Origin of the sequence: Streptomyces sp. NPDC046909 (assembly GCF_040644695.1) — a bacterium.
Taxonomy (GTDB): Bacteria; Actinomycetota; Actinomycetes; order Streptomycetales; family Streptomycetaceae; genus Streptomyces.
In genome coordinates this window covers 354,338-370,929 of record NZ_JBEYXC010000010.1, presented here as the reverse complement: position 1 = coordinate 370,929, position 16,592 = coordinate 354,338, and the positions used below count along the sequence as shown (strand labels likewise).

The 16,592-nt window shown below is 69.3% G+C and carries 14 protein-coding genes and 1 pseudogene; 4 read left to right on the top strand and 11 right to left on the bottom strand.

Translation table 11 applies throughout. From position 1 onward, the window contains the following. The first annotated feature begins 227 nt into the window (after positions 1-227). Positions 228-1,295 (top strand): sigma-70 family RNA polymerase sigma factor, encoded by a 1,068-nt coding sequence (locus tag ABZ928_RS32215; protein ID WP_361526676.1) that lies wholly within the window; start codon positions 228-230, stop codon positions 1,293-1,295. A gap of 30 nt (positions 1,296-1,325) precedes the next feature. Here ABZ928_RS32215 and ABZ928_RS32210 read toward each other — a convergent pair. Continuing rightward, positions 1,326-1,523: pseudogene (locus ABZ928_RS32210) on the bottom strand (hypothetical protein); the annotation flags it as partial. Between the two features lie 188 nt (positions 1,524-1,711). Here ABZ928_RS32210 and ABZ928_RS32205 point away from each other — a divergent pair. Beyond that, positions 1,712-2,632, top strand: coding sequence for an AEC family transporter (locus ABZ928_RS32205; protein WP_361526673.1), 921 nt, complete (start codon positions 1,712-1,714; stop codon positions 2,630-2,632). A gap of 79 nt (positions 2,633-2,711) precedes the next feature. On the opposite strand, the gene ABZ928_RS32200 is transcribed toward ABZ928_RS32205, so the two are convergent. The 8 genes from ABZ928_RS32200 to ABZ928_RS32165 all read right to left on the bottom strand — a co-directional run bounded on the left by ABZ928_RS32200 (position 2,712) and on the right by ABZ928_RS32165 (position 12,728). Beyond that, positions 2,712-3,995 (bottom strand): thymidine phosphorylase, encoded by a 1,284-nt coding sequence (locus ABZ928_RS32200; RefSeq protein ID WP_361526670.1) that lies wholly within the window; start codon positions 3,993-3,995, stop codon positions 2,712-2,714. 79 nt (positions 3,996-4,074) lie between these two features. Then, complete coding sequence (locus tag ABZ928_RS32195) at positions 4,075-4,479, bottom strand: cytidine deaminase (RefSeq protein ID WP_361526668.1); 405 nt, start codon at positions 4,477-4,479, stop codon at positions 4,075-4,077. After that, a complete protein-coding gene (locus ABZ928_RS32190; protein WP_361526665.1) occupies positions 4,476-5,738 on the bottom strand; it encodes an ABC transporter permease in 1,263 nt (420 codons plus the stop codon). The genes ABZ928_RS32195 and ABZ928_RS32190 overlap by 4 nt, the downstream gene beginning before the upstream one ends. Next, a complete protein-coding gene (locus ABZ928_RS32185) occupies positions 5,738-6,859 on the bottom strand; it encodes an ABC transporter permease (protein WP_361526663.1) in 1,122 nt (373 codons plus the stop codon). Before ABZ928_RS32185 ends, ABZ928_RS32190 begins: the two co-directional genes overlap by 1 nt. After that, the gene (locus tag ABZ928_RS32180; RefSeq protein WP_361526737.1) at positions 6,856-8,463 is read right to left on the bottom strand and encodes an ABC transporter ATP-binding protein; all 1,608 of its coding nucleotides are present in this window, start codon (positions 8,461-8,463) and stop codon (positions 6,856-6,858) included. The genes ABZ928_RS32185 and ABZ928_RS32180 overlap by 4 nt, the downstream gene beginning before the upstream one ends. A gap of 433 nt (positions 8,464-8,896) precedes the next feature. After that, positions 8,897-9,946 carry a BMP family ABC transporter substrate-binding protein gene (locus tag ABZ928_RS32175; protein ID WP_361526660.1) on the bottom strand — a complete coding sequence of 350 codons (1,050 nt, stop codon included), beginning with the start codon at positions 9,944-9,946 and terminating at the stop codon, positions 8,897-8,899. A gap of 237 nt (positions 9,947-10,183) precedes the next feature. Continuing rightward, complete coding sequence (locus ABZ928_RS32170; RefSeq protein ID WP_361526657.1) at positions 10,184-11,221, bottom strand: BMP family ABC transporter substrate-binding protein; 1,038 nt, start codon at positions 11,219-11,221, stop codon at positions 10,184-10,186. 286 nt (positions 11,222-11,507) lie between these two features. Continuing rightward, positions 11,508-12,728, bottom strand: coding sequence for a M20 family metallopeptidase (locus ABZ928_RS32165; protein WP_361526734.1), 1,221 nt, complete (start codon positions 12,726-12,728; stop codon positions 11,508-11,510). A 421-nt stretch (positions 12,729-13,149) separates the two neighbouring features. Between ABZ928_RS32165 and ABZ928_RS32160 the strand changes: the two genes are divergently transcribed. Beyond that, positions 13,150-13,494 (top strand): hypothetical protein, encoded by a 345-nt coding sequence (locus ABZ928_RS32160; RefSeq protein ID WP_361526654.1) that lies wholly within the window; start codon positions 13,150-13,152, stop codon positions 13,492-13,494. Positions 13,495-13,829: 335 nt separating this feature from the next. Then, positions 13,830-14,495, top strand: coding sequence for a class I SAM-dependent methyltransferase (locus ABZ928_RS32155; protein WP_361526652.1), 666 nt, complete (start codon positions 13,830-13,832; stop codon positions 14,493-14,495). A gap of 27 nt (positions 14,496-14,522) precedes the next feature. Here ABZ928_RS32155 and ABZ928_RS32150 read toward each other — a convergent pair whose 3' ends face one another. Next, on the bottom strand, positions 14,523-15,599 hold the full coding sequence (locus tag ABZ928_RS32150) for a hypothetical protein (protein ID WP_361526649.1): 1,077 nt from the start codon (positions 15,597-15,599) through the stop codon (positions 14,523-14,525). A gap of 45 nt (positions 15,600-15,644) precedes the next feature. Next, positions 15,645-16,586 (bottom strand): N-acetylneuraminate synthase family protein, encoded by a 942-nt coding sequence (locus ABZ928_RS32145; RefSeq protein ID WP_361526646.1) that lies wholly within the window; start codon positions 16,584-16,586, stop codon positions 15,645-15,647. Positions 16,587-16,592: the final 6 nt, after the last annotated feature.

The following is a 16,592-nucleotide window of genomic DNA, read 5'->3' as shown; positions in this document are numbered from 1 at the left end:
GTCCCGTCCTTCGGGGGCTCCGCCCCAGACCCCGCTCCTCAAACGCCGGAGGGGCTGAGAAACCCAGCCCGTCCGGCGTTTGAGGACGAGGCCCCGGCGGGGGCGAGGAACCTCTGACCTGCGCGTTCGGGCACTCGGCACGCCATTGTCAGTGCCCTGCGATAGCTTCGGAACTGCTGGGCGCAAAGGCGCGACACAGAACGGCCACAGGGGTGGGTGGACGGACGATGACGGACAGCACTACTACAGCGGACCTCGACGTCAGGCTGGAGAAGCACCGGGTCGAACTGACCGGGTACTGCTACCGGATGCTCGGCTCGTCCTTCGAGGCGGAGGACGCCGTGCAGGACACGATGGTCCGGGCCTGGCGCAGCTACGACAAGTTCGAGGGCCGCTCCAGCCTCCGCTCCTGGCTGTACCGCATCGCGACGAACGTCTGCCTGGACATGCTGACGGCGGGCAACAAGCGGGCGAGGCCGATGGATCTGACCGAGTCGACGCCGCTCGCCCAGGCCGCGCTCTCCCCCCGCCCGGACCACACCTGGCTGGAGCCGATGCCGGACGCGCGGATCCTGCCGACCGTCGAGGACCCGGCGGAGGCGGCCGTCGCCAAGGAGTCCGTGCGGCTCGCGTTCATGGCGGCGCTTCAGCAACTCCCGGCCAAGCAGCGGGCGGTGCTCATTCTGCGCGAGGTGCTGGCGTGGAAGGCGAGCGAGGTCGCCGAGCTGCTCGGCACGACGGTCGCGTCGGTCAACAGCGCGCTCCAGCGGGCGCGCGCCACCCTCGCCGAACGGGACGCGGACGGGCAGCAGGGCGCGCGGGCCGCCGTGTCCGACCCGCTGGACGAGGAGCAGCAGAAGCTCCTGGAGCGCTATGTGGCGGCGTTCGAGGGGTACGACATGACGGCGCTGACGGCGCTGCTGCACGAGGACGCCATCATGACGATGCCGCCGTTCGACCTGTGGCTGACGGGCGTCGACGACATCACCGGCTTCATGACGACCCTCGGTGCCTCCTGCGCCGACTCCCGGCTGCTGCCCGTCCAAGCCAACGGTCTGCCCGGGTTCGCGCACTACAAGCCGGACGAGGAGGCGGGCGGCTTCACGCCATGGGCGGTGCAGGTCCTGGAGATCTCAGACGGGCGGATCACCGGGTTCCACTGCTTCCTCGACACCAAGCGGTGGTTCCCGCTGTTCGGGCTCCCGCTCCATCTCGACGCGGTCGATGACACCATCGCTGACCCCGTCGACGACGCTGTCGAAGCGGAGTCCGACCAGGTCGAGGAGGGCGTGTAGGGCCGGGTCGGGGTCTCTGAGGCGGATCCGTCCCCCGGCCCGCCGGGCGGCGAGCTGAAGTCGCGCCAGCAGATCGACGACGGCGAGCCCCGGCGGTCCGAGCCCGCCCACGTCGCAGTCCACGACCCCGGCCCCGGTCGTGTCCAGCAGCGCCCGCACGTCGTCGCACAGCCCCGCCACCTCGTCCCGGGTGACGGGGCCGGCCAGTACGAGCACGGCGGGTGTCATGGCGTCCACGATCTGTAGACCGGTCGCGGTGCCGGAACTCATCGCGGCGGGGCGGCGCGCGCCGGAGCGTTCCACGGACCGGGATCACATTGACCTGGGCATGCCCTTCCCCGGAGGGTTGGGTGTATGTCCCACGGATCAGCACCGCCTTGGATACCTGACGTCCTCCTCACCTCCGAGGAGGTTCCGTGCAGGGCGTGCTGACCGGCTTCGCCGTCATCGCGGTGGTCATCGCGGTCGGGTACGTGATCGGGCGGCGCGGCTACCTGGGCGACAACGGTCGCGAGGTCCTGACCAAGCTCGCCTTCCATGTCGCCTCCCCCGCCCTGCTCTTCACCACGCTCGCGCAGGCCGACCTGTCGGTGATCTTCTCCAGCCGCCTGGTCGTCACCGCGCTGAGCACGGCGGCGACGGCGGGCGTCTTCGTCGCGGTGGGCGCGGTACGCGGCTGGGGCGTCGGCCGTACGACGATCGGCGCCCTGTGCTCCAGCTACGTCAACTCCGGCAACCTCGGCATCCCGATCGCGGTGTACGTCCTCGGCGACGCCTCCCTGGTGGCGCCGGTACTCCTCTTCCAGCTGCTCCTTCTGACCCCGATCGCCCTGACCGTCCTGGACCTCTCGGCGAGGGACGGCAAGGACCCCCTGTGGCTGCGCCTCCTGACGCCCCTGCGCAACCCGATCGCCGTGGGCTCCCTGGCGGGGGTAGCGGTCTCGGCGACCGGCCTCCACATCCCCTCGGCCGTCCTGGACCCGGTCACCCTGATCGGCAACATGTCCGTCCCGGCGGTCCTGTTGGCCTTCGGCATCTCCCTGTGCGGCAGCACGATGCCGGGCCGGGGCCCGGACCGCCACCTGGTCCTGCTCTCGGTCGCACTGAAGTCGGTGGGGCAACCGGTGGCCGCCTGGGCACTGGCGGTGGGGGTCTTCGGACTGCACGGCCACCAACTCCTCGACGTGGTGGTGACGTCGGCACTGCCCGCCGCGCAGAACCTCTATACGTATGCGTCGAGTTACGGGGTGGGCGAGCGGTTGGCGCGGGACTCGATCCTGGTGTCGACGGTGCTGGCGGTGCCGGTGCTGGTGGTGGTCGCGGCGCTGCTCGGCTGACCGTGACTCCGAGAAGCGAACACGGGAAAGGGGCCGGTACCCGAAGGCACCGGCCCCTCTCGCGTCACGTCACCTCGCGTCAGGCGATCCGCTCCAGCACCACCGGCGATGCCGTGAAGTCCGTACCCGCCGCGGCGATGTCGTACGAACCCTCGACCGCCTCCAGCGCGTACTCGAAGCGCTCCGGGGTGTCGGTGTGGAGGGTCAGCAGGGGCTGGCCCTCCGTCACCGTGTCGCCGGGCTTGGCGTGCATTTCGATGCCCGCGCCTGCCTGGACCGGGTCCTCCTTGCGGGCGCGGCCCGCGCCGAGGCGCCAGGCGGCGATGCCGATGTCGTAGGCGTCGAGGCGGGTCAGGACGCCGGAGGCGGCCGCCTTCACCACGTGCTGTTCCTTCGCGACCGGGAGCTCGGCGTCGGGGTCGCCGCCCTGGGCCGCGATCATCCGGCGCCAGACGTCCATCGCGGAGCCGTCGGCCAGGGCCTTCGCCGGGTCGGCGTCCTTCACGCCCGCCGCGTCGAGCATTTCGCGGGCCAGGGCGATCGTGAGTTCCACTACGTCGGCCGGGCCGCCGCCCGCCAGGACCTCGACCGACTCGCGGACCTCCAGGGCGTTGCCCGCGGTGAGGCCGAGGGGGGTCGACATGTCCGTCAGGAGCGCCACCGTCTTCACGCCGTGGTCGGTGCCGAGGCCGACCATCGTCGACGCCAGCTCACGCGCGTCGTCCAGGGTCTTCATGAAGGCGCCCGAGCCGACCTTCACGTCCAGGACCAGCGAACCCGTGCCCTCCGCGATCTTCTTCGACATGATCGACGAGGCGATCAGCGGGATCGCCTCCACCGTGCCGGTCACGTCGCGCAACGCGTACAGCTTCTTGTCCGCCGGGGCCAGACCGTCGCCCGCCGCGCAGATCACCGCGCCCGTGGTGTCCAGGACGTGCAGCATCTCCTCGTTCGAGAGCAGCGCGCGCCAGCCCGGGATCGACTCCAGCTTGTCCAGCGTGCCGCCGGTGTGGCCGAGGCCGCGGCCCGACAGCTGGGGCACGGCTGCTCCGCAGGCCGCCACCAGGGGGGCCAGCGGGAGCGTGATCTTGTCGCCGACGCCGCCCGTGGAGTGCTTGTCCGCCGTCGGCAACGACAGGGACGAGAAGTCCATGCGCTCGCCGCTCGCGATCATCGCGGCGGTCCAGCGGGAGATCTCGCGGCGGTTCATGCCGTTGAGGAGGATGGCCATGTTCAGCGCGGCCATCTGGTAGTCGGCGACCTCCCCGCGGGTGTACGCGTCGATGACCCAGTCGATCTGCTCGTCGCTGAGCTCACCGCGGTCCCGCTTGGTGCGGATGACGGAGATGGCGTCCATGGCCATGTGAAGCATTCCTTCCGAGGGGCCGGGAAGTGCGCGGCCCCCCTGAGCGATCAAGCGATTCAGAGGGGCCGCACGGGAGTTACTTGGAGGTGAGATGGTCCGGGCCGAAGGCCTGCGGCAGCATCTCGGAGAGGGGCAGGATCCCTGCCGGGGTCTCCAGCAGCAGGTCGGGGCCGCCGAACTCGTACAGCAGTTGCCGGCAGCGACCGCAGGGGACCAGCACCTCGCCCCGGCCGTCGACGCAGGTGAAGTGCGTCAGGCGGCCGCCCCCGGTGCGCTGGAGCTCCGAGACGAGCCCGCACTCGGCGCACAGGCCGAGTCCGTAGGAGGCGTTCTCGACATTGCAGCCGGAGACCGTGCGGCCGTCGTCGACGAGGGCCGCGACGCCGACCGGGTAACCCGAGTAGGGGGCGTAGGCGTGGCTCATCGCCTCGCGTGCCACCTCCCGCAGGGTGTCCCAGTCGAAGCCGGCGGTCGTCGTCACTTGCCTTGGCCCTTCCGGTACGGCAGTCCGTCCGCCTTCGGCATCCTCAGGCGCTGTGCGGAGAGCGAGAGGACGAGGAGGGTGATGACGTACGGGCTGGCGGTCACGACCTGGTTCGGGACCTCGTTCGTGGTGGCGTACCAGACGAACATGAGGGACGAGATCGCGGCGGTGATGGCGGCGGGGACGTACTTCTTCTTCCAGATGAGGTACGCGACGCCGAACACCAGGAGGATCGCCAGGAGCAGGATCAGCGCGTGGACGTTGGTCGTGCCGCCGCGCAGCTTGAGGCTGTCGGTGTAGCCGAACAGGCCCGCGCCGAGGGCGAGTCCGCCCGGCATCCAGTTGCCGAAGATCATCGCGGCGAGACCGATGTAACCGCGGCCGGCCGTCTGGCCGTCGAGGTACACGTTGGACGACACGATCGACAGGAAGGCACCGCCGAGGCCGGCGAAGCCGCCGGAGATGATCACGGCGAGGTACTTGTACTTGTAGACGTTGACGCCGAGGGACTCCGCCGCGATCGGGTTCTCACCGCAGGAGCGCAGCCGCAGACCGAACGAGGTGCGCCACAGGACGTACCAGGTGGCGGGTACGAGGGCCACCGCGATGACGGTGAGCGGCGAGAGGTCGGTGATGAGACCGCCGACGAGACCGGCGATGTCGGAGACCAGGAACCAGTGCTTCTGGTTGAGGGTCTCCAGCCAGCTGGACAGGCCCGGGACGTCGAAGGTGCCGAGCGAGTCGATCGGCGGGGACTGCTTGGAGGAGCCCTGGGGGGCGTCCTCGAAGGTGAACTTCGACAGGTAGCGGGTGGTGCCGAGGGCCAGGATGTTCAGCGCCACACCGGAGACGATGTGGTTGACGTTGAAGGTCACCGTGGCGATGGCGTGCAGTACGGCACCGAGGGCGCCGCCGAGGATGCCGACGATCACGCCGGTCCAGGGGCCCCACTGGTAGCCGGCCCAGGCGCCGAACCAGGTGCCGAGGATCATCATGCCTTCGAGGCCGATGTTGACGACGCCCGCGCGCTCGGCCCACAGACCGCCGAGGCCGGCGAGGCCGATCGGGACGGCGGCGCGCAGCGCGGTGGACATCTGGCCGGTGGAGGTGATGCCGTCCGCGCCGGTGATGAGGCGGACGACCGACGTCAGGATCAGGACGCCCGAGATGACCAGGAGGAGGACGGGCAGCGACATACGGCGGCCGCCCTTGCCGGGCTGCTTCGCCGGCGCCTTGGCGATGGTCGCGGTGCTCATCAGACCGCCACCTCCTTCTTCGAGTTCTGGGCGGCGGCCGCGGCCAGCTCCTCGCCGACGCGCTTCTGCTGGCGGCGCAGGCCCCAGGTGCGGACGACCTCGTAGGAGATGACGACCGCGAAGACGATCAGGCCCTGCATGATCGTGGCGATCTCCTTCTCGTACGGCTCGGGAGTCGCGTAGTCGAGAGCGGGGGACGCCTTGTCGAGGAAGGCCCACAGCAGGGCGGCGAGCGCGATGCCGCCGGGGTGGTTGCGGCCCAGCAGGGCGATGCCGATGGCGGTGAAGCCGAGGCCGGCCGGGAAGCTGAGGCTGTAGGTGTGGACGTCGCCGAGCAGCAGCGGCAGACCGGAGATACCGGCGACGGCGCCGGAGATCAGCATCGCGGTGAGGACCATGCGCTTGGCGTTGACGCCGGAGGCCGCGGCGGCGGTCTCGGACTCGCCGGTGGCGCGCAGGTCGAAGCCGAAGCGGGTGCGGTTGAGGACCGCCCAGTAGCCGATGCCGATGGCGACGGCGAGGAAGACCAGGCCGTAGATCTCGCCGACGTCGGCGCCGAGGTTGATGCCGGAGACCCAGCCGGACTCCTTCATCACACCGGTGGTGACGTTGTCGCCGAGCGGCACGCCCCAGTTGTCGGTGAGGGTGAGGTAGCCGATGACGCTGGTGGCGATCGAGTTCAGCATGATCGTGGCAACGACCTCGCTGACACCCCGGGTGACCTTCAGGATGCCCGCGATACCGGCCCACATGGCGCCGGTGAGCGCGCCGACCAGGATCAGCAGCGGGACCTGGAGGAAGGACGGCAGCGCGACGTGCGCGCCGACGACCGCGGTCATCATCGCGCCGAGGCGGTACTGGCCGTCGACGCCGATGTTGAACAGGTTCATCCGGAAGCCGAGGGCGACCGCGAGGGCGGCGATGTAGTACATCGACGCCTGGTTGATGATCAGAACCTGTACGTCGGAGAAGCCGGCCTGCTCGATCATGAGCGTGTACGGCTCGATCGGGCTCTTCCCCGAGGCGATCAGCACGACCGAGGTCAGCAGGATCGCCGCGACGAGCGCCAGGGCCGGTCCGGCCACGGCGAGGAGCAGCCGCTCCTTGTCGAACTTCTTCATCGGGCCTCGTCCTCCGGGGCGCTGTCTTCCTCGACGTGCTCAAGGTGTCCGCTGGCGGCACCCGTCATGGCGGAGCCGAGCTCCTCCGGGGTGATGGTGGCGGGGTCGGCGTCGGCGACCAGCCTGCCGTTGTAGATCACCCGCAGGGTGTCCGACAGGCCGATGAGCTCGTCCAGGTCGGCGGAGATCAGCAGCACGGCCAGACCCTCGCGGCGGGCGTCGCGGATGCGGTCCCAGATCTGGGCCTGTGCGCCGACGTCCACACCGCGGGTGGGGTGGGCGGCGATCAGGAACTTCGGGTTGTGGCTCATCTCGCGGCCGACGATCAGCTTCTGCTGGTTGCCGCCGGAGAGGGAGGCCGCGGTGACGTCGATGCCGGGGGTACGGACGTCGTACTCCTCGACGATGCGGCGGGTGTCGGCCTGCGCGGCCTTCGGCGTCAGCCAGAAGCCCTTGGCGTTGGGCGTCTCGGTGACATGGCCGAGGATGCGGTTCTCCCACAGGGGCGCTTCCAGGAGCAGGCCCTGGCGGTGGCGGTCCTCGGGGATGTAGCCGATGCCGGCCTCGCGGCGCTTGCGGGTGACCCAGGGGGTGACGTCCTCGCCCTGGAAGAAGATGGCACCGGAGTCGGCGTTCTTGGTGCCGATCAGCGCGTCGATGAGCTCGGTCTGGCCGTTGCCCTCGACTCCGGCGATGCCCATGACTTCACCGGCGTGGATGGTGAAGGAGACGTCGTCGAGAGCCTTCTTGACGTCGGCGCCGGCCGCCGCGAGTCCGCCGGTGACGGACTCGGTGTCGACGCCGATGGAGGCGCCGCCGGAGGCGTAGACGGTGAGGTCCTTGACCTCGATGACGGCCCGGTCGGTGACGGTCGACTCGGCGGTCTCGGGGGTGGGAAGCTCGCTGCCGACCATCATCTCGGCGAGCTGACGCGGCGTGGTCTCGGAAGGAACGGCGGTGCCCACCGTCGTACCGCGCCGGATGACGGTGATCTCGTCGGCGACCGACAGGACCTCGCCCAGCTTGTGGGAGATGAAGATGACGGCCAGGCCCTCGGACTTGAGCTCGCGCAGGTTGTCGAAGAGCGCGTCGACCTCCTGCGGCACGAGGACGGCGGTGGGCTCGTCGAGGATCAGGGTCTCGGCGCCCCGGTAGAGGACCTTGAGGATCTCCACGCGCTGCCGTTCGGCGACACCGAGGTCCTCTACGAGGACGTCGGGGCGCACGTTGAGCCCGTACCGGTCGGAGATCTCCTTGATCTTCTTCCGGGCGGCGCCGCCGATGCCGTACAGCTTCTCGCTGCCCAGCACCACGTTCTCAAGGACCGTGAGGTTGTCGGCGAGCATGAAGTGCTGGTGGACCATGCCGATGCCGCGGGAGATGGCGTCGGCTGGGCTGGAGAAGGTCACCTGTTCGGTGCCGACGGCGATGGTGCCCTCGTCCGGCTTCTGCATGCCGTAGAGGATCTTCATCAGGGTCGACTTGCCGGCGCCGTTCTCGCCGACGAGGGCATGGACGGTGCCCTTGCGGACGGTCAGGTGGATGTCGTGGTTGGCGACGACACCCGGGAATCGTTTGGTGATCCCCGCCAGCTCCACCGCGATCGGCGACTGAGCTGTGAGCGGAGGGCTGCTGGTCGCTTCGATGGCGCACTCTCCTTGGGAAAGGGGCCACTCTACGCGCGTAGCGCCCCTGCTTTAAATAGTGCCCGGATCTGACCGTCGCTTTTCGGCCGACGATCCGTTCCGAGCATTCTGCCGCGCGAACGGGGCGTGCGTCCCTACCGTCGATCTCACGTCGTCCGCCCGAAGGGCGGGCCGCGCGGCGTCTGGTGCGTGCGGTCGCAAGGCGCCGGGGCGTCCTCGTGGCGGAGCCACGTGGGCGGTCCGGCAACGCGGCGAACGTGCGTGCCAGGCGTCGCGCGGCAGGCGGGAGATCGACGGTAGGGGCGCGGGGAGCCATCCTCCACGCACCCCGTTCCCGGGTCGTAACGCTGCCATTACGGCGCTTATTTGGCCAAGGCCCGTGACCGGATGGTCAGGAGGTCTTCACCGTGATGGTGCCGTCGATGATGCCCTGGGTGGCCTTCTTGATGGCGTCCTGGATCTTGGTGTTGTTCGCGAACTCCGGGTTGGAGTTGGAGACGCTCACGCCACCGTTGGACAGGGAGCCACGGACCACGCCGGTCTCCGGCTTGCCGTCGTGGACGGACTTGGCGAGCTCGTAGACCGCGCCCTCGACGTTCTTCATGGCGGAGGTCAGGATCGAGTCCTTGTACGCCTTGAGCGCGTCCTGCTTGTACTGGTCGGAGTCGACGCCGATCGCCCAGATCTTGTTGGCGCTGGCGGCCTTGATGACGCCCTGGCCGGACAGACCGGCGGCGGCGTACACGACGTCCGCGCCGTCGTCGATCTGACCCTCGGCGGCGCTCTCACCCTTGTCGGGGCTGGAGAAGCCACCCTCGGCGGCGGTCTCGGTCAGGTACTGCGACTTGACCGTGACACCCTTCTTGGTGTCCTGGACGCCCTGCTTGAAGCCGGCCTCGAACTTGTGGATCAGCGGCACGTCCACACCGCCGACGAAGCCCACGACGTTGGACTTGGTCGACAGGGCGGCGGCGACACCGGCGAGGTAGGAGGCCTGCTCCTCGTGGAAGACGAGGTCCGCGACGTTGTCGGCCTTGGTCTGCTCGTCGTCGACGATGCCGAAGGTCGTCTTCGGGTACTTCGCCGCGGCCTCCTTGACGGCCGGCGCGTAGGCGTAGCCGACGCCGATGACCGGGTTGTAACCCTGCTTGGCGAGGTTCTCCAGGCGCTGGACCTTGTCCGCGTCCGACTCGCCGTCCTGCGGCTCGACGGCCGTGGACTTGTAGCCGAACTCCTTGTCGGCCTTCTCCAGGCCGGCGGTGGCGGCGTCGTTGAAGGACTGGTCGCCCTTGCCGCCGACGTCGTACGCCAGGGCCAGGCCCAGGTCCTTGCTGCTGGAGGAAGAGGAGGACGACGTGGACGAGCTTCCGCAGGCGGAAACAGTCACGGCGAGAGCTGCGGTTGCAACGCCTGCAACCGCGATACGGGACACCCGGCGCATGGAACGAGACTCCTTTGTGCAAGCGCCCAAACCAGGCGCTGGTTCCGCCGCAGCGTAACGCGCGTAGACCAGACGGAAAACCCCTTCTGTCCGGTCCGTTACCGAGCTGTGGCCACAGATGCAGGACAGGTTACGGACAGCAGTACGCCCCTTGCGGTAGGCAAGGGGCGTACGACCTGGAACGGCGCCCGGGAGGGCGTACGGATGGGGCCTTACAGCCCTACCGGTTGGACCCTCTTACGAGGTCTTCACCGTGACCTTGCCGTCGATGATGTCCTGCTTGGCGGCCTCGACCGCCGCGACGACATCCGTCATGGCCTTGTACTTCGGGTTGGAGTCGGCGAAGCCCACGCCACCCGACTTCAGGTCACCGCGCACGACACCGGTGAGCGGCTTGCCGTCGTAGACCGACTTGGCGAGGTCGTAGACGGCGCCGCCGACGTTCTTGAGCGCGGAGCCGAGGATGTAGTCCTTGTAGTCCTTCAGCGCGGACTGGTTGTACTGGTCGGAGTCGACGCCGATGGCCCACACCTTCTTGGCGGCGGCCTCGGAGATCACGCCCTGACCGGAGAGACCGGCGGCGTGGTAGATGACGTCGGCGCCCTTCTCGATCTGGCCGCTGGCCGCCTCCTTGCCCTTGTCGGGGCTGGAGAAGCCGCCCTCGGCCGGGGTCTCGGTCAGGTACTGCGACTCGATCTTGATGCTCGGGTCGACGGACTTGACGCCCTGCTCGAAGCCCGCGCCGAACTTGTGGATGAGCGGGATGTCCACGCCGCCGATGAAGCCGACGTGCTTGGCCTTGGTGGTCTTGGCGGCGGCGACACCGGCCAGGTAGGAGGCCTGCTCCTCGGAGAACACCATGTCGGCGACGTTGGCGGCCTTGACCTGCTCGTCGTCGATGACCCCGAACGTGATGTCCGGGTGCTTGGCGGCGACCTCCTTCACGGCCGGCGCGTAGATGTAGCCGACGCCGATGATGGGGTTGTAGCCGGCCTTGGCGAGCTGCTCAAGGCGCTGGATCTTGTCGGCGTCGGACTCACCGTCCTGCGGCTCGATGTCCGTGCCGCCGATGCCGAACTCCTTCTCGGCCTTCTCGAAGCCGGCGTAGGCGGCGTCGTTGAAGGACTGGTCGCCCTTGCCGCCGATGTCGTAGGCAAGGCCGATGCCCTTGCCGGTGTACTTCCCGGACGCCGACGTCGACGCCTTGTCGCTGTCGGCCTTCGTGCTGGACTCACCACAGCCGACGGCCGCGAGGCCGATGACCGAAACGGCCACCACTGCTTGGGAGAACCTGGTCCTCCGAGATATGGAACGCACAGCAAGCACCCCTTCATCCCACGGCCCGTCGAACGGCCCGCTTCCCCAACTGAGCCGCCTCTGGTGGCTATTTCGGCGCACAGTAACGCGCGTAGAAGAGGAGGGGAACGGGGTTTCTCGTCGCCGTTATCGAACCGTGCCGCCACCGGGTTACATTCACGCGACCCCGGTTACACACGGGTGACACAAGGGGACGAAGGGGCAGCAAACCGGCCACCCCTTCACAAGATCTCCTGCGGACCCCTCAGGAAGCCCCATCAAGCAGCGCGGCGGCGGTGAAGAGCTCCACCCCGACCGTGATCGCCGACTCGTCGGCGTCGAAGTCGCCCTGGTGGAGGTCCCGCACGGTCCGCTCACCGGGCGTCCGGACCCCGAGCCGGGCCATGGCACCGGGCACATGCTCCAGGTACCAGGAGAAGTCCTCCCCGCCGAGGCTCTGCTCGGTTCCCTCGACGGAGGCGGCTCCGCGCCGCGCGGTCATGGCATCCCGCAACAGATCGGTCACGGCGGGGTCGTTGACGACGGGCGGCACTCCGCGGACGTAGTTGATCTCGGACTTGGCCCGGTGCAGATTGGCCACTTCGTCGATCGCGGCGACGACGACATCGGGAGCCTGCCGCCACGCGTCGATCGACAGGCAGCGCACGGTGCCGGAGAGCTCGGCGTGCTGCGGAATGACGTTGGGAGCGTGCCCGGACTCGATCCGCCCCCAGGTCACGGCGAGCCCGGCCCGGGTGTCGATTCGCCGGCCGACGATGGCGGGAACGTCGGTGACCACACGGGCAGCCGCAGTGACGAGGTCAGTAGTCAGATGGGGCCGCGCGGTATGCCCACCGGGCCCGTCCAGCGAGATCTCCAACCTGTCGCACGCAGAGGTGATGGCCCCGGCCCGCAACCCGATCCGCCCGGCATCCACCCGCGGATCACAGTGCACGGCAATGATCTGCCCGACACCTTCCAGCACCCCGCAGTCGATGGCATCGGCGGCCCCACCGGGCAGCACCTCTTCGGCGGGCTGGAAGACGAGCCGCACGGGCCGGGGAAGCAGCCCTTGCCGATGCAGATCGGCGAGAACCAGCCCAGCACCCAGCACCACGGTCGTATGCACGTCATGCCCACACGCATGGGCCCGGTCCGGCACGGTGGACCGATACGAGCAGTCACTCTTCGTGTCCGGAATGGGAAGGGCGTCGATGTCGGCCCGAAGGGCGAGGGCGGGCTGCCCCGCGCTCCAGTCGCCGATGTCACAGACGAGCCCGGTACCGACGGCCAGCACCCGCGGCCGAAGCCCAGCCTTCTCCAGTCGCGCCTTGATGGCGGCGGTGGTACGAAACTCCTGGTTGCCGAGTTCCGGGTGCATGTGCAAGTCACGCCGGAACGCGACGAGTTCGGCACGCAGCGACTCCGGCAGCGTGCCGGGAAGCAGAGCTTCCGCGGGGAGATCGGCCTCGGACTCCAGTGACATCAATTGCTTCACCCTCTGAAGGGTAGGACGTCGAAGTGGCCAACTGACCCTCGATCAACAAAAGTTCAACCCGTTAGGGGAAGAAAATCTGGCCGCTCGACGAATACGTATCGGCTGGGATGGGTAAACTCGCCCGACTTTCCGGCCGAGTGGATCATGAAATCCGCAGGTGCTCCACACCTGCCGACGGACCGAAAGCCTTCGGCCACACCCGACACGGCACCCGTCACTCATCCACTCCTCCACGGATACCACGCGCCGCACCGCCCCGTCGGCTCTGTTCACCTGTCGGGACCGCACTCCGCCGGGAATCCACCCTGCTACCACTGAGACGCTTGTTCCGGTCCCGGAATCATCACCGCCACGCGACGTTTCCGCCACGCGGAGCGACGACGGAGCCCACCCCGGGCAGACTCCCCCCATGACGATCTCGGCGCCGGACGGCTGGCAGGCATGCGGCTGCGGCGAGGACCAGATCCCGGCCCTGCTGGCAAGGCTGGGCTTCTTCGGCGTGACAGCCCTGGCCCTGGCCACCCTGCTGATCATGACCCTGACGGGCTGGGCCTTGGCGACAGCGGTATGGCTACTCCGCCGCCGCCACGAGAGCCGAGCAGGATCAGGGGCACCAATGGACCCCGCCTCGCCTTCCGGGGCGCCGGGGGCCTCCGGGGCGCCCGGGGCCTCCCGTGCAGCCGAGGCCTCCCGGACCTCCCTCGCGGATTTCACCTGGACGGTGGAGCCCCCTCGCCTGTCCCCGCCCGACTAATTGGCAGATCTGTTCCACCCAAGGGCACCCCCCACCTGCGCTTTTGCCACGCCCGCCCGGAACAAATCTGCCAATCACCGGGAACCCCTCCACCCACCCCGCCGCCCACCCCGCCGCCCACCCCTCCACCCACCGGCCGGCCACCCGCTGAGCCCACCCGGCGTGCTGGCGAGGCGCGACCGCGCACCCCCAACCCCGGCCCGCGACCCCACCCACCCGCACCGCGCCCTACCTGGCGGGCCCCCACTCCCCAGGGCCGCCCGTTCGCTTCTCCCCCGTGACACTGACAAAGAAGCGGGCGGCCCCGTCATCTCACGCCGCTAAGGTTCACCCCCGTGAGCGCCGAGAACCCCGACTTCATACGGGCGACCCAGACCTCGTACGACACGATCGCCGACGACTACGACAAGCGGTTCCCCCGAGATGGCCTGACCGGACTTCCCGTGGAGCGCGCCCTCTTCGGAACGTTCGCCGAGTTGCTGGGGCGGAACTGTGCCCCCGTAGCCGATCTGGGCGCCGGCCCCGGCCACATCACCGCGCACCTGAGCACCCTCGGGCTCCCCGTCTTCGGTGTCGACGTCTCGCCGCGCATGGTGGAGCTGGCCCGGCGTGCGCACCCTCAACTGCGGTTCCACGTGGGGTCGATGACATCGCTGGACCTGCCGGACGCGACGTTGGGCGGGATCGTCGCGCTGTACTCGATCATCCATGTGCCGGATGAGCATCTGCCGGCGACGTTCGCGGAGTTCCACAGGGTGCTGGTGCCGGGCGGGTATGTGCTGCTCGCTTTCCAGGCGGGGCGGGAGGAGGACACCGAGCACCTGCACCTGGCCGAGCGTTTCGGGCACGAGATCTCGCTCGACTACTACTGGCGGGACCCGGACGCCGTATCCGAGCAGCTGACGAAGGCGGGCCTGCTGCCGCACACGAGGGTGCTGCGCGAGCCGCAGGAGGACGAGGTACGGCCCAGGGCGTTCCTGCTCGCGCGCAAGGAAGGCTGACCCGGCGGCTTAGGGGATCCCGCCCCCCTAAGCCGTAACCACCACCGACACCGCCGACAACCGATGCACATCCCGAGCCGCCCCCGTAACCCCCGACAAGAACCCCTGCGCCCGAGGCGACGCATTCTCCGTGAGCCACCCTGGGTCGATGTCGCACACGGCGACCCGAACCTCAGTGCCGGCCAGCGCCAAGGGCAAGGTATGGACGACGGTCGACGGGAAGCTGAGGATCGTACGGCCGATCGGCCCCCTCCGGGCGATCAGCTCCAGCGGCAGATCAGGGCGGACGATCTCCAGGCCCGTCTCCGCGGCCAGCCGGTGGAGTTTCTCCGTGCTCTCGCGGCGGTGGGCGAAGTAGCGTGTCGCGCCGTGGGCCTTGGCGAGGTTCTGGACGGCCTCCAGGTAGCGGTCGCCGTCGACGACGCCGGTCTCGACGAGGGAGGTGCCGACCATGTCGGCGGTCTTGGTGATGCGGGGCGGGCCGAAGCGGGCGCGGGTCCAGGAGAAGTCGTGGGCGGTGACGGTGACGCCGTCGGGGATCTCGTCCATCGGCATGGAGGAGAAGATCTGCACGCGGCGGCGCTCGCTCGGCGTCAGTCTCCGGCGCGCCGAGGACGACACGGGGGCGAAGATCAGGTCCCGGGGTCCCGGGCGGCCGCCCTTGCGGTGCCAGCGGACGAGCCGCTCCCCGCGGGCGAGTTGGGTGACGAACTCCATCGTCGCCGTGCCGTCGTCCACGACGACGAGGTCGCGGGCGCGGGCGATGGTGAGCAGGAGCTGTACGTAGCGGGAGAACGGGTCGCCGAGCACCACCCGTTCCGCCTTGCGGAGCACTCCCGCGAGGCCTCCGATGGTCTGGAAGGGGGCCGCGGCACCGCCACGGGCCTCCTCCCAGCGCACTTCGTGCCCCTCGTCCCGGGCCAGTTCGGCCATGCGCCGGAGCTGGCCTCGGGTCATGGGGTCGGTCGGGGACAGCACGACGAGGGTGAGCCCCGCGCCGGGTGCGTGGGCGTGCGCCCACTCCAGCACGTTCAGGAGCTGTACCGGGCTCTCGACGAACGCGAGAGTGGAGTTGCTGCCGGCTGATCCGGCGCGGCGGCTCATCGACGTACGACCGTCTCCTAAGTAGGTCAACTCAGCTCTTCGGCCTCAGACCGAGACCGGCTCGCCGGCCGCCGCCGCGATCTCCGCCTCGGCGACGACGCCGGTGACGCGGCGCAGCTTCTTCATCGGGCCGAGCTCGGAGTCGTAGACCTTCTTGACGCCGTCGCCGAGGGAGGCCTCGATCGTGCGGATGTCGCGGACCAGGCGCTGGAGGCCCTGCGGCTCGACGGAGGCGGCCTGGTCGGAGCCCCACATCGCGCGGTCGAGGGTGATGTGGCGCTCGACGAAGGTGGCGCCGAGGGCGACCGCGGCGAGCGTGGTCTGGAGGCCCGTCTCGTGGCCGGAGTAGCCGATCGGGACGTTCGGGTACTCCTCCTGGAGCGTGTTGATCACGCGCAGGTTGAGCTCCTCGGCCTTGGCCGGGTAGGTCGAAGTGGCGTGGCAGAGCAGGATGTTGTCGCTGCCCAGGACCTCGACCGCGTGGCGGATCTGCTTCGGCGTCGACATGCCGGAGGACAGGATGACCGTACGGCCGGTGGCGCGCAGCTCGCGCAGCAGCTCGTCGTCGGTCAGGGACGCGGAGGCCACCTTGTGGGCCGGGACGTCGAACTTCTCCAGGAAGGCGACGGCCTCGGTGTCCCACGGGGAGGCGAACCAGGCGATGCCCTTCTCCTTGCAGTACTCGTCGATCTGGCGGTACTCGTCCTCGCCGAACTCCACGCGGTGGCGGTAGTCGATGTACGTCATCCGGCCCCAGGGGGTATCGCGCTCGATGTCCCACTGGTCGCGCGGGGTGCAGATCTCGGGGGTGCGCTTCTGGAACTTGACGGCGTCGCAGCCGGCTTCGGCGGCCACGTCGATGAGCTTGAAGGCGTTCTCCAGGTCACCGTTGTGGTTGATGCCGATCTCGCCGCAGATGTAGACGGGCTGGCCGGGGCCGGCGAGGCGCTCGGAACCGAAGGCGCGGAGGCGGGAGTTGGTGCTCATGGCAGG

Coding starts and splice junctions, on each gene's coding strand:
- ABZ928_RS32215 (WP_361526676.1), top strand. CDS start 228: ATGACGGACAGCACTACTACAGCGGACCTCGACGTCAGGCTGGAGAAG.
- ABZ928_RS32200 (WP_361526670.1), bottom strand. CDS start 3,995: ATGGCCATGGACGCCATCTCCGTCATCCGCACCAAGCGGGACCGCGGT.
- ABZ928_RS32190 (WP_361526665.1), bottom strand. CDS start 5,738: ATGAGCACCGCGACCATCGCCAAGGCGCCGGCGAAGCAGCCCGGCAAG.
- ABZ928_RS32185 (WP_361526663.1), bottom strand. CDS start 6,859: ATGAAGAAGTTCGACAAGGAGCGGCTGCTCCTCGCCGTGGCCGGACCG.
- ABZ928_RS32175 (WP_361526660.1), bottom strand. CDS start 9,946: ATGCGCCGGGTGTCCCGTATCGCGGTTGCAGGCGTTGCAACCGCAGCT.
- ABZ928_RS32165 (WP_361526734.1), bottom strand. CDS start 12,728: ATGTCACTGGAGTCCGAGGCCGATCTCCCCGCGGAAGCTCTGCTTCCC.
- ABZ928_RS32160 (WP_361526654.1), top strand. CDS start 13,150: ATGACGATCTCGGCGCCGGACGGCTGGCAGGCATGCGGCTGCGGCGAG.
- ABZ928_RS32150 (WP_361526649.1), bottom strand. CDS start 15,599: ATGAGCCGCCGCGCCGGATCAGCCGGCAGCAACTCCACTCTCGCGTTC.
- ABZ928_RS32145 (WP_361526646.1), bottom strand. CDS start 16,586: ATGAGCACCAACTCCCGCCTCCGCGCCTTCGGTTCCGAGCGCCTCGCC.